The organism is Candidatus Terasakiella magnetica (genome assembly GCF_900093605.1).
Taxonomy (GTDB): Bacteria; Pseudomonadota; Alphaproteobacteria; order Rhodospirillales; family Terasakiellaceae; genus Terasakiella; species Terasakiella magnetica.
Window position 1 is genome coordinate 245165 of sequence record NZ_FLYE01000012.1, and the last position, 14735, is coordinate 259899.

General features: G+C 46.3%; 13 protein-coding genes. 8 read left to right on the top strand and 5 right to left on the bottom strand.

Translation table 11 applies throughout. The features are described 5' to 3' along the window. Window positions 1-2 precede the first annotated feature (2 nt). Window positions 3-1472 carry a cobyric acid synthase gene (locus MTBPR1_RS08040; RefSeq protein ID WP_069188493.1) on the top strand — a complete coding sequence of 490 codons (1470 nt, stop codon included), beginning with the start codon at window positions 3-5 and terminating at the stop codon, window positions 1470-1472. A gap of 13 nt (window positions 1473-1485) precedes the next feature. Here the strand turns inward: MTBPR1_RS08040 and MTBPR1_RS08045 are convergent, their stop codons facing one another. Further along, window positions 1486-2232: a DUF2336 domain-containing protein gene (locus MTBPR1_RS08045; RefSeq protein ID WP_069188494.1), complete on the bottom strand. Its 747-nt coding sequence runs from the start codon at window positions 2230-2232 to the stop codon at window positions 1486-1488. Window positions 2233-2337: 105 nt separating this feature from the next. Here MTBPR1_RS08045 and MTBPR1_RS08050 point away from each other — a divergent pair, with 105 nt between their 5' ends. Genes MTBPR1_RS08050 through MTBPR1_RS08060 form a run of 3 tightly spaced genes read left to right on the top strand, consistent with a single transcriptional unit; the run spans window position 2338 to window position 3932 of the window. Then, on the top strand, window positions 2338-2979 hold the full coding sequence (locus tag MTBPR1_RS08050; protein WP_083222976.1) for a methyltransferase family protein: 642 nt from the start codon (window positions 2338-2340) through the stop codon (window positions 2977-2979). Then, a complete protein-coding gene (locus MTBPR1_RS08055) occupies window positions 2976-3680 on the top strand; it encodes a class I SAM-dependent methyltransferase (protein ID WP_069188495.1) in 705 nt (234 codons plus the stop codon). The genes MTBPR1_RS08050 and MTBPR1_RS08055 overlap by 4 nt, the downstream gene beginning before the upstream one ends. 27 nt (window positions 3681-3707) lie before the next feature. Continuing rightward, on the top strand, window positions 3708-3932 hold the full coding sequence (locus tag MTBPR1_RS08060; protein WP_069188496.1) for a hypothetical protein: 225 nt from the start codon (window positions 3708-3710) through the stop codon (window positions 3930-3932). Between the two features lie 86 nt (window positions 3933-4018). On the opposite strand, the gene dnaJ is transcribed toward MTBPR1_RS08060, so the two are convergent. The 3 genes from dnaJ to MTBPR1_RS17820 form a co-directional block, all read right to left on the bottom strand. Continuing rightward, a complete protein-coding gene (gene dnaJ, locus MTBPR1_RS08065) occupies window positions 4019-5158 on the bottom strand; it encodes a molecular chaperone DnaJ (RefSeq protein WP_069188497.1) in 1140 nt (379 codons plus the stop codon). A gap of 115 nt (window positions 5159-5273) precedes the next feature. Continuing rightward, the gene (gene dnaK, locus MTBPR1_RS08070) at window positions 5274-7202 is read right to left on the bottom strand and encodes a molecular chaperone DnaK (protein WP_069188498.1); all 1929 of its coding nucleotides are present in this window, start codon (window positions 7200-7202) and stop codon (window positions 5274-5276) included. Between the two features lie 189 nt (window positions 7203-7391). After that, window positions 7392-9395, bottom strand: a complete 2004-nt coding sequence (locus tag MTBPR1_RS17820; RefSeq protein ID WP_083222977.1) for a sensor domain-containing diguanylate cyclase — start codon at window positions 9393-9395, stop codon at window positions 7392-7394. 330 nt (window positions 9396-9725) lie between these two features. Between MTBPR1_RS17820 and MTBPR1_RS08080 the strand changes: the two genes are divergently transcribed. From MTBPR1_RS08080 to MTBPR1_RS08095, 4 genes are all read left to right on the top strand, one after another. Next, on the top strand, window positions 9726-10352 hold the full coding sequence (locus tag MTBPR1_RS08080; protein ID WP_069188499.1) for a bacteriohemerythrin: 627 nt from the start codon (window positions 9726-9728) through the stop codon (window positions 10350-10352). A gap of 80 nt (window positions 10353-10432) precedes the next feature. Continuing rightward, on the top strand, window positions 10433-10891 hold the full coding sequence (locus tag MTBPR1_RS08085; RefSeq protein WP_069188500.1) for a hypothetical protein: 459 nt from the start codon (window positions 10433-10435) through the stop codon (window positions 10889-10891). A 140-nt stretch (window positions 10892-11031) separates the two neighbouring features. Then, window positions 11032-13176: a globin-coupled sensor protein gene (locus tag MTBPR1_RS08090; protein ID WP_069188501.1), complete on the top strand. Its 2145-nt coding sequence runs from the start codon at window positions 11032-11034 to the stop codon at window positions 13174-13176. A 112-nt stretch (window positions 13177-13288) separates the two neighbouring features. Further along, window positions 13289-14134, top strand: coding sequence for a hypothetical protein (locus MTBPR1_RS08095; protein WP_069188502.1), 846 nt, complete (start codon window positions 13289-13291; stop codon window positions 14132-14134). Here the strand turns inward: MTBPR1_RS08095 and MTBPR1_RS08100 are convergent. Further along, a complete protein-coding gene (locus MTBPR1_RS08100) occupies window positions 14131-14589 on the bottom strand; it encodes a tRNA (cytidine(34)-2'-O)-methyltransferase (RefSeq protein ID WP_083222978.1) in 459 nt (152 codons plus the stop codon). The genes MTBPR1_RS08095 and MTBPR1_RS08100 overlap by 4 nt on opposite strands. Window positions 14590-14735: the final 146 nt, after the last annotated feature.

The following is a 14735-nucleotide window of genomic DNA, read 5'->3' on the forward strand; positions in this document are numbered from 1 at the left end:
AAATGCCAAAATCGCCAAAAGCCCTCATGTTTCAGGGCACGGGCTCTGATGTGGGAAAATCGCTTTTGGTGGCGGGATTATGTCGTGCTTTTGTGCGCCGTGGTCTAAAGGTTGCTCCGTTTAAGCCGCAAAATATGTCCAATAATGCGGCAGTGACCCGTGAGGGCGGCGAGATTGGGCGTGCACAAGCCTTACAAGCACGCGCCTGCGGCCTTGATTTATCCATCCATATGAACCCGGTATTGTTAAAACCACAAAGTGATGTGGGCTCTCAAGTTGTGGTCCAAGGCGAAGTTGTGGGCAATGCCACAGCGCGTGATTATACCAAGCTTAAGCTCAGCCTGATGCCTAAGGTGTTGGAAAGCTTTCATAAATTGGCTGAAACGGCTGATCTGGTTTTGGTGGAAGGCGCAGGCAGTGCGGCAGAAGTGAATTTGCGCAAATCCGACATTGCCAATATGGGCTTTGCCGAGGCCGCTGACATTCCTGTTATCTTAATAGGTGATATTGATCGCGGCGGGGTAATCGCCTCAATTGTGGGGACACATTGCCTGATTAGTGAGAGTGAAAAGCTTCGCACCAAAGGTTATTTGATCAATAAGTTTCGCGGGGACCCGAGCCTCTTTACATCTGCGCTCGATATTATTAAAGATCAGTGCGATCAAGACTGTTTCGGTATCGTTCCTTATTTTAAAGAGGCGTCTTTATTGCCAGATGAAGATGCCATGAGCCTTGATAATCGCAAAAAACAGGCCGGCGAAAAATCGATTAAAATTATCGTGCCGCGTTTTTCCAGAATTGCCAATTTTGATGATCTTGACCCACTGCGCGCTGAAAATGACGTGGATGTGGTAATTGTTGAGGCAGGCTCTGCCTTACCCGCTGATGGGGATGTGATTTTATTGCCCGGTTCTAAAGCCACCTTGGCAGATTTGGCTTATATGTATGAGCAAGGTTGGGATATTGATATCAAAGCCCATGTGCGCCGCGGGGGCCGTGTGGTGGGGTTATGCGGTGGCTATCAGATGTTGGGCCAAGAAGTTTGTGATCCAGACGGGATTGAAGGCAAGATAAAATCTATGGACGGGTTGGGTCTTTTGCCCATGAAAACCGTGATGAAGGGGCCGAAAACCTTGCGCGAAACCAGTGGGACCTGCCTTGAAACTAGCCATAAAGTTTCTGGTTATGAAATGCATATGGGTGTTTCTAAAGACCTTGAACCAACTGAGCCTTGGTTGGAGCTTGAAGGTAAAAAAGAGGGTCGTCTTTCTAAAGATGGCTTGATTATGGGGACTTATCTGCATGGGATTTTCAATAGTGATGAATTTCGCCATGCTTTTTTGAAAGATATTCGGGCTGAGCGCAGCGCAGGTGTGGCTTATGACCAGCAAATAGAGGATGTGCTGGATCAACTGGCCGAGCATCTTGAAGAATATTGTGATCTGGATGGCTTACTGGCTTTGGCAGGCTAAGAACTTTAAACCTTTACAGAACACCTTGCTTGCTGTCCCACCAATTTGAATTTCGCCGATCATTCTGGTTGCGTTCTAAAAGGTTGCGTCCACGATCCACATCGACCATATGTTCAGGCAGGTTGAAATAGCGCTGGATAAAGGCGCTGACATGGGCTTCGCTTAAGTCGCGTAAAGTCTCCATCACCTCATTGGAAAGTTCACCGCGATCAAATACGGCTTGCTCGATCTTTTTATCATCGCCATAAACCCGAACGATTGTCACCATTGTATGGTCGCTAATATCAGCCCCCGGGTTATTTAACAATCGCACAACCGCGCCTTTTCGCCCCGAAGCGACAATTTGGCAACAAATATGGGCAGAGACATTATCCCGCCCGGCAATGGCGGTTATTTTTTCAGCCACACCGCTGTTAATTACATCATCTAAAAGCTTTTCTTCCAAAGCGGGGGAAAGCGCAAGTACGGGAATACTGACTTCAGCAATATCTTCAGCCAATTTGCGCGCAATGCGCCCGGGCAGATGGGGCGAGCCAGCAACGGCCTCAGCAATGGCGGCGCGCACCTGAACCATTTCATCTTCAACCAGTTTGGAGATGATATCTTCAGCCAATGTGCGTTGTGTATCGTTTAAATTTTCTTGATCAAGCGCCTGACCCATATCACGCGCAAGGGCGCATTTTTCTTTGGCATCCATGCGATCGCGCAAGGCTTGGGCGCGATTGGCGAGTGTGGTGGCGGTTTTATTTGAGCTAAACATCGAAAACCTCATCAATGAACTGCATCTTGGCTTTTAGCTTATCTAAAATTTTATGGATTGGCTGTGATGGGCGACACAAGGCATATTGGGCTGGACATAGCCTAGATGTTGGCACAGAATTATCTTATGGTTCAGGAATATCTCATATACGGCTTTGGCTGGTTAAGCTTTGGCCTTGTCCATTCGCTTTTGGCGCGTGAGAATGTAAAAACACGGCTTAAGCCTGCCTTTGGGGCGTATTATCGTCTTGCTTATAATATCTTTGCAGTCTTGCATATTGGCGCAGTTTATATGGTGGGCCTGTTTATTTTTGAGGGTGTGATTGATTTTATGCGCCCAAGTTGGCTGTGGTGGTGCCAAGGGGTAGCCCATGGTTTGGGCTGGATCATAATGTTTTGGGCGTTGCGTGAATATGATCTGGGCCGTTTGGGTGGGCTTAGCCAAATTCGGGAGCATTTTAAAGGCATTATGGCCCATGATGAAGAACCGCTTCATTTTAAGGGCTTTCATAAATGGGTGCGCCATCCGCTTTATAGTGCGGGTTTTCTGATTTTATGGGGGCGCATCAATAATGAATTTGATGTGATGACAGCGATTTGTGGCTCGCTTTACCTATGGATTGGCAGCCGTTTTGAAGAGCGCCACTTGATAAGGCTGTACGGCGATCATTATGCCACGTATAAATCGCGTGTTCCGGCCTTTATCCCTTTTAAGGGCCAAGTTGATTTTAAAGAGCCCAAGATATGAGCGAATTTGATACCACCCAGCATTTTGATGCCCAAAAGGCTGAAGCCTATGACCGTGTGATCCGCCAAGTGGTGCCCGGTTATGATGTTTTACATGAGATGATCAAGGTTTTGCTCACTCGTTATGTAACCAAAACAAATGCAAAACTCTTGTCTGTGGGCTGCGGCACGGGTGTGGAACTCATCACCATGGGCCATGATTTCCCTGACTGGTCCTTTGTCGGGGTAGAGCCGGCGCCTGCCATGGCCTCAGTTGCTCAAGCCAATATGGAGATTGAACAACTTTCTGATCGTTGTGAAGTCTATCAAGGTTTTGTGGAAGACCTAGATGGGGATGTAGAATTTGATGTGGCGTGCCTGATTTTGGTGATGCATTTTGTGCCTGATGATGGCTCAAAAGAAGCCTTGTTGCGCTCTATCGCCAGTCGCTTAAAGCCCGGTGCGCCTTTGGTTTTAGCAGACCTCCATGCAGAAGTTGAAGGCGAGCGTTTAGAAAAGTTTTTACAGATTTGGCGCGATTGGCAGCTTCATAAAGGCATGCCGGAACATATTGTGGATCGTGGCTTTGAACATGTGGTGCGCGATATCCAGTTTGTCTCAGAAGAACGTATTATGGAATTGCTCCATAGCGCAGGCTTTAAAACCGTGGAACCTTTTTACGGGGCCTTCTTGTTTGGCGGCTGGATTGCGTGGAAAGAATAATCAAGAAAAGAAGAAAGGAAACAAGTGATGTTTATTGAAGTTAAAACAGAAGAAAAGAAATTCCTGATCAATGTGGAAGATATCAGTTATATCGAACCTGTTGCATCAGCTGTTTTCACCGGGGTTCGCGTTTTCTTGCGCACGAAAAAGCCTGGGGGAGATTATCCCATGTGTTTTGAGGTTTGTTGTGATCTAGACGATATTTGCGATCAGATTGAATTTTCCAACAATAAAATCGCTCGCATTCGCTAAAGAGCGTCTTGCGCAGGCCAGATTCTAAGAAAATCAAATATAAAAAAATCCCCGCGCTCTATTTTAAGAGGCGGGGGTTTTTGTTTTTACTCTGTCAGGTCTTCAAAGAAGTCTTTGACTTTGCTGAAGAAACCTTGGGTTTCGGGGCTGTGTTTTTCAACATTGCCGCCACCGGCTGCTTCAAACTGTTTCAGGATATCTTTTTGTTCCTTGGTCAGTTTCACTGGCGTTTCAACCGAGACTTCTACAAACATGTCCCCGCGCGCCGCTGAGCGCATGACGCTCATGCCTTTGGAACGCAGACGGAATTGATTACCGCCTTGTGTCCCTTCAGGGATTTTAATGCGTGCACGCCCGCCATCAACGGTCGGGACCTCAATCTCACCACCAAGGGCGGCTGTGGTCATGGGGATGGGCACTTCACAGAAAATATTGGCACCTTCGCGTTGGAAAATGCGATGGGGAGCCACAGATAAGAAGATGTAGAGATCACCACTTGGCGCACCGCGCAATCCGGCTTCACCTTCACCGGTTAGGCGAATGCGTGTGCCATCTTCCACACCTGCAGGTACGGAAACAGACAAGTTTTTGGATTTACGCTCACGCCCTGTACCGCCACAAACACCACACGGATCTGAAATGACTGATCCCGCACCGTGACACGTTGGGCAGGTCCGCTCAATGGTGAAGAAACCTTGTTGGGCACGCACTTTGCCGCGACCATGACAGCTTGGGCACATGCTTGGCGGTTTGCCGCCTTCAGAACCCGTACCTTCACAAGAATCACAATTGACTGAAGTTGGCACTTCGATGGTAGCTTTTTTGCCGTTATAGGCATCTTCAAGGCTGATTTCCATGTTATAGCGCAAATCTGCACCGCGACCGGAAGACTGGCCTCGCCCGCCACCCATCATGTCGCCAAACATTTCCTCGAAAATATCACCAAAGCCGGAGAAGCCACCGCCGCCAAAGCCGCCGCCACCGCCACCAGGACCGCCTTGTTCAAACGCTGCGTGACCGTAACGATCGTAAGCTGCGCGTTTTTCGGCATCTTTGAGGATTTCATAGGCCTCATTGATTTCCTTGAACTTGCTTTCAGCATCGGCATTGTCCGGATTGCGATCCGGGTGATATTGCATGGCAAGTTTACGGAACGCACTTTTAAGCGCTTTATCATCGACTTCGCGATCAACGCCAAGCGTTTCGTAGTAATCTTGTTTTGCCATTTGAACCTCTATTTCTAGATAGCGTCGTCGCCACCAAACGTGGGGACCTTTATCCTCTAAAACAAAGAGGTCCTCGCATAGTAAAGCGAGGACGACTCCTTGTTAAGATTGAGGCTTACTTGTCTTTTTTGTCAGGATCGACTTCTTCGAAGTCTGCATCCACAACGCCGTCATCAGCCGGAGCTTCATCAGCGCCCGCACCAGCAGCTTCACCTTCAGGACCAGCGGCTTCTTGCTGTGCCTTATACATGGCTTCGCCCAGTTTCATGGAAGCATTCATCAGCGTTTCTGTTTTGGCTTTTACATCTTCTGGATCGATGTCGTCGCCTTCGATAGCTGATTTCAGGTCGTTAAGGGCCGTTTCAATTTCGCCTTTTTCTTCTTCACCCAAAGCTTCACCATGTTCAGTGAGGTTTTTCTCTGTGGTGTGGATCAGGCTTTCAGCTTGGTTGCGCGCTTCTGCTGTTTCTTTGCGTTTTGCATCGTCTTCAGCATGGCTTTCTGCATCTTTTACCATTTGGTCGATCTCAGAATCATCCAGACCGCCAGAAGCTTTAATGGAGATTTGCTGCTCTTTACCTGTGGCTTTATCTTTTGCAGATACATTAACCAGACCGTTGGCATCAATATCGAAGGTTACTTCGATCTGTGGCACACCGCGCGGTGCGGGTGGCACGCCAACAAGGTCAAATTGACCCAACATTTTGTTGTCTGCTGCCATTTCACGCTCACCTTGGAAAACGCGGATGGTCACAGCAGACTGGTTGTCTTCAGCTGTTGAGAAGACTTGGCTTTTGCGTGTTGGGATTGTTGTGTTGCGATCGATCAAGCGTGTGAAGACACCGCCCAATGTTTCAATACCCAATGAAAGTGGTGTTACGTCCAACAACAGAACGTCTTTAACGTCACCTTTTAGTACGCCACCTTGGATGGCAGCACCCATGGCGACAACTTCATCCGGGTTCACGCCTTTGTTTGGCTCACGACCAAAGATTTCTTTAACTTGCTCAACAACTTTTGGCATACGGGTCATACCACCCACCAAAATAACATCGTCGATTTCAGAAGCTTTCAGGCCGGCATCCTTAAGAGCGGCTTGGCAGGGCTTCACTGTGCGTTTGATCAAGTCAGCAACAAGGCTTTCCAGTTTGGCACGGCTCATTTTCACGTTTAAGTGTTTTGGGCCGGATTGGTCAGCCGTGATAAACGGCAGGTTAACTTCTGTTTCCATGCTTGAAGAAAGTTCGATTTTAGCTTTCTCGCCCGCTTCTTTCAGACGTTGCAGGGCCATGCGGTCACCGCGAAGGTCAATGCCTTGGTCTTTTTTGAATTCGTCAGCCAAATAGTCGATGATGGCCATATCGAAATCTTCACCACCAAGGAATGTGTCACCATTCGTGGATTTTACTTCAAAGACACCGTCGCCGATTTCAAGGATGGAAACGTCAAACGTACCGCCACCCAAATCATAAACGACGATTGTGCCTGTTTCTTTTTTGTCCATGCCATAAGCAAGGGCGGCAGCTGTTGGCTCGTTGATGATACGCAGAACATCAAGACCGGCAATTTTACCGGCATCTTTTGTTGCTTGGCGCTGGCTGTCGTTGAAGTAAGCCGGAACAGTTACAACTGCTTGGCTGATTTCTTCACCTGCGAAGGCTTCAGCTGTTTCTTTCATTTTTTGCAGGATGAAGGCTGAAATTTCAGAAGGGCTGTAAGATTTGTCGTTGGCTTCTACCCACGCATCGCCATTGTCTGCTTTGACGATTTTGTAAGGAACCAGTTCCTGATCTTTCTTTGTTAGCGGATCGTCAAAACGGCGACCGATCAGACGCTTAATTGCAAACAGGGTGCTTTCTGGGTTTGTGACCGCTTGGCGTTTGGCAGGCTGGCCGGACAGGCGCTCGCCAGAATCTGTAAAGGCAACCATAGAAGGGGTTGTACGTGTCCCTTCGGCGTTTTCAATCACGCGGCTGTCGCCGCCGTCCATGATGGATACACAGGAGTTGGTTGTACCAAGGTCAATACCGATTACTTTACTCATTTTACTCTCTATTTGTTGCGGCGAATTCACTTGTGTCTGCCCTTATGACTTAAGGCACAAACGATCTGAATTCCCTGAGGGTGAAAAACTGGGCGTTATATAAGGCTATTTGCGAGATTTCGCAAGCATTGGCGCGCATGATTCATCAAAGAAATTAAGAAAGAGTGTAAAATGAATAATTTAGCGCTTTTACGTACTCTCACTTACACGGTTTCGACCCAGTGTTTTGGCATCATATAGGGCAATATCGGCGCGTTTAAGCATATCATCTGGGGTTTTATCGCCGTCTTCAAGGCTGGTCAGCCCAAAACTGGCGGTAAAGGAAACCGGGTTTTCTTCCCCAATATCAAAGGCATAATCTTGGGTGGATTGGCGAATGCGCTCCGCAATATGGATGGCGCCTTTTTTATCGGTTTCAGGGAGTAAAATGGCAAATTCTTCACCGCCAATGCGCCCCATAATATCGGTATTGCGCAAACATTTGCGACATAGTCCGGTCATGGCGCGAATGGCTTCATCACCAACCGCATGGCCATAGGTGTCATTAATACGTTTAAAATGATCCACATCGAGCATGATGAGGGATAGTTTTTTACTATAGCGTTGGGCGCGCTCGATCTCTTTTTCACAAAGCTCAAGGAAGAAACGCCTGTTGTTAATGCCCGTCAGCACATCGGTTGACGCCAGCGTGCGTAACTCATTTTCAAGTCGTTTCTGTTCTGTAACGTCTGTTGAGATACCGATTAAAGCGTATGGATTGCCCAGATCATTGACCAAAGGCGCTTTGATGGAGAGGAAATAGCATCTCTCGCCTGTTTGGAAATGGCGTGATTTCTCAATGCTGGAAGATTGTTCACCATAATCAAACACATCGCGGTCACTTTTTCTAAAGCGATCACTGACTTTTTTGCCAAAAATTTCCACATCGGTTTTGCCGATAATCTCATCGGCTTCTTTACCCAGATACTCACACATATTGGCATTTACATATGTATAGGTCGAGCTGACATCCTTGATATAGACGTGGGCTTTGAGGTTATCCAGAATGGTGGTGAGCTGTTTTTCATTGCGCAGAAGGCGTTTTTCAAGGCGCTTTTGCTCGGTAATATCGGTTGAAATGCCGAGCAGGGAATGGGCATGACCTTCTGCATTGAGCAAAGGCACTTTTACAGAAAGGAAATAGCGTTTTTTCTTACTTTCTGGCTCAAGAGAGGTTTCCATGCGCGAGACTTTGCGCTGGTTTTTAAAGACTTCTTGGTCAGTTGTGCGAAAGCCAATGGCGGTTTCAGGCTCAAACAGGTCATAATCGTCTTTACCAATGATAGAACTGCGGTCTTTTTGCAGGGTCTGGCAAAGCTCTTCATTGGCGTAAGTGTATTTCAGATCACGGTCTTTGATATAGACACGGGCTTTTAGGTTATCGAGGATACTGTTGAGCTTTTCCTGACTTTCCCATAAGGCTTTTTCAAGTCGTTGCTGCTCCGAAATGTCAACGGACATACCGAGCATTTCGTCAATTTCGCCCTGTTCGTTTTCTAAAGGACATTTGACTGACAGATAACTGCGCTCGATCCCATATTCATCTATGCCGCCATCTTCAAGGGCGCGGATTGTTTTGCCTTTGGTGAAAACGGCTTTATCATTTTTAGCAAAATTTTGAGCAGCTTCTTGGGTGAAGAGGTCAAAGTCCGTTTTTCCAAGAATATCATCTGTTTGTAAAGCCAGCAGCATGGAGAGCATTTTATTGACGTAAGTATATTTGCCCTCTTTATCTTTGGAAAATACATAGGCGGGAATATTATCTAAAATGCTTTTGAGTTTTTGCTGGTCGAAATAGTGGCTTTTTTCTTGTTCTTTTTGCTCAGTAATATCTTGTAAGATCAGCACATATTGCACTTCATCCGTATTTGGATTCGCAGCGATTGAGAGGGTTGTGCGAAACCACAGTCCGTCTTTTGTGGTGGCTTCACCCTGCCAGTTGCCCGGTTGGCATATTTTTGCCCAAGGTGTGGAGGTAAAAAACTCATCAAAGCTGGTTTGTGTTTGCTCTGGTAGAGAGAGTTTTTTTTCAAAGGCCGGGTTTGTATAAATAAAGTTACCCTCATGATCACACAGGCACATCAACGCATCACTATTTTGCACGATGGATGCAAATAGAGCATGAGAGGGGCTGATATCAGATGGGGATGCCAAAGGTTTATTGCCTATAATCAAGAGGTTATGAACGTATCTATTTATATGTGCGGACTATCTATCTCTTTGATGAAAAATGCAAGTATGAGGATAGACTATACACAAAAAAAACCGCCAGTGATATTCGTGAAGCCATGAGTAAGAGTTGTGTTTTAAGAGTGCAAAGGTAAACCTATCTGTTTGTATACAAACGAAAGATCAAGTCGTATATCAAAGGGGGTGGTTTTTTTTGCATAACTTTGTGTTACAGTTTTAAGGATTATATGGAAGGATTTCATCAATAAGAATTATTGATATAATGGTCCTTAGGCACAGAAGGTGTACCAGAGAATGCAAATTAAGGAATGGCCGACGGAGTTCGAGCTCGGGATTGCGCCTATCGATGATGATCATCGTATGTTGTTTCGCACAATCCAGCAGCTTGGCCGCAATATCGAGGATCAACGTGACAGCAATATTATTGCCGCCACGATTGCTTCTCTGATTCTTTATGTCGATGAACATTTTGAGCGTGAAGAACGTTTTTTACTGCGCGCTGGTTATCCTGATTTTGATGCCCATAAACAAATCCATGATGAATTTCGCGATGCGATTCTATCCTTGCGTGATTTTCACCAGACATACCCAGATGATGTGGATGCCGATAAGATCGTTTCTTTTTTGGAAGTCTGGTTACTTGACCATATTGCCAAGGTGGATAAAGCCTATGAGCCTTATTTAACCGGGGAAAAACAAGGTGATCCCAAAATCCGCCAGCGTATGAAATATGAAGAAAAAACCACAAAGACGGTTCAACTGTCGTGTCCGGCAGATAAGGAAGATTATGTGAAACATTTCATCAGTTTGATCAGCGAAGGCTCACGCGAAGGGATTCTCATTGAAGTAGCTGTTGAAAGCGTCACCATAAAACAGCTCGCGCGTCGTGAGTCTAAGGCAAAGAAATTGTTTGGTCGCTAAAAGCCTGTATTGCAATGGCGCAGACAATTGGTTATTTAGACTTAAGAATAATAATTTGACGAAGTGAGGGTGGTCAAAAAATGGGACTGTTCGGTTTTTTAGGTGGTGGGAAGAAAAAAGCGGATAAATCCGAAGTGATTGAAGTGGCATGGTCAAAAAATGCTGCGGGTAAATTCCGTCGTCTTCCCTTTCTTGAATTGGCTAAGGAAAATGTGTCTGGTGTAAGTGCTGTTTATGTGATTTGGCATGGCGGTATGAAACCGGGTTGGGTCTATGTGGGCTTGGCTGATGATCTGGCTATGGATATTACGGATGCAAAACAAAGCTCGGAGATCATGGAGCACGATATGCGCGGCGGGGCTTTTATCACGTGGCAGACTTTCCCGAAAAATTTGGCTCCCGGTGTTTTTGCATTTTTAACAGATGTGCTTCAGCCTGAAGTGCGCAACCCTGAAGCCGATATGTATCGCAATAAAGAGCATGTCAAAGTCCTGCCACCGGGCTATACCAAAGAAACTTTCTCTCAATTGGTAAGCTAGCGATATTGTATTTATTTCTACCCGAGGTCGTTTTTCTCTGTAATTAAGAAAAACCCTTTATATTTTGTGCTTCATAAGGATAAAATAGCCCAAAATATAAAAATGGTTCGTACAGGGAACGTCTAGGGAGAAGGTCTGTCATGAGTGATGGCAACAATAAGAATGATATTGAGAAACGTCTCGAATTTCTAAGAATTGATTCACAAGCAAAAAAATCAATGCAGGGTTTTTTCAATCAAATTGAAGGTGAGCTCCCTTCAATTGTGAATGAATTCTACGATCATCTTGAGGGGTTTGAAGAAACCAAAGTCATCCTTAAGTCTCATAAGCCGCGTGAAGAACTGAGTAAGACCCAGATTTCTCACTGGGAATCGATGTTTTCTGGCAAATATGATGATGAATATCTAAATCGCGCACGCCAAATCGGTCGGGTCCATGATGTGATTGGGCTGGAACCGCGTTGGTATTTAGGGGGATATTTCCTCTTTTTAGAAAAACTCATCGGGTCTTTTTTAAAGAAAAATGGGGTTAAATCGGCTAAAGTATCCGATCAAATCGGGGCGATGCTGCGTAGTGTTTGTCTTGATATTGATTTGGCAATGATGACCTATATTGAAAGTGGTGAGCTGCGTAAAATTCGCGATCAGCTTCTTGAAATGTCTGATAATGTTTTGCGCGAAGCGGGTGAAACCATCAGCAGTGTGAACGATCAGACGCGCCTGATGCAGCAAAATGTAGAAAATCTGTCTTCTGCACAAGATGATCTGGAAACACAGGTTCATCAGGCCGATTCGTCTTTAAGCCATACCTCCCAAGCCATTCAAACCGTGGCAGCCGCCACAGAAGAGCTTGATGCATCGTCTCAGACCATTGCTGATCAGGTGCAAACTTCTGAGAATATTGCCCAAGATGCGATTAATCAGTCTTTGCGTTCTCAAGAAACGGTTGTTTCACTGGAAACCACGGCGCATGAGATTTCCTCAGTGGTCTCACTGGTGCAAAATATTGCCTCTCAAACTCGCCTCTTGGCCTTGAACGCTACTATTGAGGCGGCGCGCGCAGGTGAAGCGGGTAAGGGGTTTGCGGTTGTGGCCTCGGAAGTGAAAAATCTCGCTTCAGAAACGGAAAAAGCCATTGATCAGGTCAATGCGCAATCCATGCAAATTCAACAAGCCACAGAACGTGCAGCCAAAGAAATTGAACTGACCAATCAGCTTATTCAGCAGATGGGGGAAAATGTTTCAACCATTGCCCAGTCGGTTGAACAACAGACCCATGCCACGTCTGAGATTAGTACCAGTGCGCTCAGTGCGTCAGATACAACGGCAGATGTGACAACAAATATGCAAGATGTTAGTCAGCGCAATGAAGATGCCCAGCAGGTAGCGCGCAAAGTGTCTAATATCTCACAAAATGTCATGCGCGATGTCTCGGGCCTCAGTAATGCCATGACCTTGCTGTTACGGACCTCTTATGCAGGTAACCGCCGCGGGACAGAACGTGTTCCCATGGGCATGGAAGGGAATTTGGTTCAAAATGGCAAGAGTATTCCGATTGTGATGGCGGATTTGGGCTTAGGTGGTGTGTCTTTGCGTTTACCTGACGAAAATACGGCCTTGTCACAAGGTCCGGCGCAATTGACCTTGTCCCAGCTTGGTCAGTTTGACTGTGACGTGCGTAATGTTACAGGTATTATCGTTAACGTGGCCTTTGGCCGCCATACCGAAGAAAGCCGTCATAAAGTCTTGTCTTTAGTGAAGGCGACGAAAGAAAATGATAAGCCATACATTGATTTGGTGCGCTCTGGGGCAAAACGTGTTGAAGCCGCCTTTGAAGATGCTTTGCAGAAAAACAAGATTATTTTTGAAGATTTCTTCGATATCGATTACCAGCCGGTGGAGGGCTCTAACCCGCGTCAATTGTTGACGAAATTTACAGCCATTACGGATGAATATCTGCCCCCGATTCAGGAAGAGATCATTACTTTATTGCCCAATATCGTCTTTAGCGCAGCGGTGGACCGCTCAGCTTATCTGCCGACCCATAATATGGTCTATTCCAAAGATCAAAGTGATGATCCGGTGTGGAATGATGCCAATTGTCGCAACCGTCGTATTTTTGCCGATCCGGCTGGTTTGCGCGCAGCACGCAATACGTTAGAGGTTTTGGTGCAGGCTTATGATCGTGTGGTGGGGGATCAACGGGTCTTGCTTAAAGAAGTTGATGCACCGATTTACGTGCGTGATCGTCACTGGGGCAACCTGCGACTCGCCTATAAACTCTAAAAGAGTGATTTGAGTTTTGAAGAAAGTCAAAGAAGTTACTGTGCTGCGGGTTGCGAAAAGGAAAATATACCTTACATAGAGGAAATTGATCATATTATGTGAGGAGCTTTTCATGTCATCAACATTTCGCCCAGAAGATTGGGTCTATGTCGCCGATTCTATGGGGCGCATAGGCCAAGGATATTACAAGAACCGACAAAATTCTAATCAGACAATTTCGATTGCAGAATTTGAGAGAAATCGCGCTCAAACCAGCCCTAAACCAAAGGAAAATAAAGAACAAATCATAAACAATAAGCCCGTTCAATCCATAAATCCACAGGGACAAAGTCGCTTAACCGCTTCTGGACAAAATAATGTCCAGCTTACGCCTTGGGATAATCCATTGGTGGGAGAAGAAACCACCAAGCCAGAACCCAAGACTCCAACCCCTGTTACAGCCGCAAAAGTCGCCACTGCGACGCAGAGTAAGAAAAAGGCACAAGAGGAAGAAGAGAAAAAAAGAAAGCAACAACAAGAAGCCGATGCAGGAGGTGCGGCTGATGGCGATAATGGAGGACAAGGCATTGGCGCTGGTAGTGGCGGCGGCGGCGGTGCAGGCGGTGCCAAGGTTGTCTGCACAGAATTGTTTAGACAAGGCCTTATGAGTAAAAAGCACTATCAGGCCTGTCATCTTTATGCATCACGCCATTTATCTGCACAGTTCATGAAGGGCTATCATTTTTGGGCCGTGGCATATGTTAAAGTGATGCGCCGCTCCCCTTTAGCCAGCCGATTGATTTTGCCTTTTGCAGTGGCGCGGGCCAAAGAAGTGACCTACCGTTTGGATTGGGCACACAAGGGCTCTCTCATGGGGAAACTGATCTGTGGCCTCCATGATCGTGCCTGTAGCCTGTTGGGTTATCTTGTGGATAATGTCGAGTATCAACAGCTTTATGAGAATGCCAAGACCGCTTAAGCGGGGAAACCACCTGTTTGGCGCAAACCCTCACCCAAGACCATGGCCCCGGAAATTGCCACATTGATGGAACGCATGCCTTCAGCCATGGGGATGATCAGGCGTTCATCGGCGCGGTCATGGACCTCAGCGGGGACGCCTTGGCTTTCGCGCCCTAATAATAAGGTGTCATCAGCGCGATAGGTAAATTCGGTATAGAGATGGGCGGCTTTTGTGGAAAGAAGAATAATCCGGCCGCCTTTTTCTTTTTTATCTTCAAGAAAAGCCTCCCACGAATTATGCCGGATTAAATCAACGCGATGGAGGTAATCCATGCCGGCGCGACGCATGCGTTTGTCATCCAGAACAAAACCACAGGGCTCGATAATATCCACCCCAATGCCCATACAAGCAGCGAGTCGCAGCAAAGTTCCGGTATTTTGTGGAATATCAGGTTGATATAAGGCCAAACGCACGGTTTTGTCCCTCCTAATTAAGAATCGTTATTAATAAACTGTCTAATGAAGCAATTTGTAATATTATTTCACATTTTTATAACGGTTATACCTTTTCATAAAAGGCGAAATGCATTATACGGGTGCGCGACTCATCCTTTAAATGA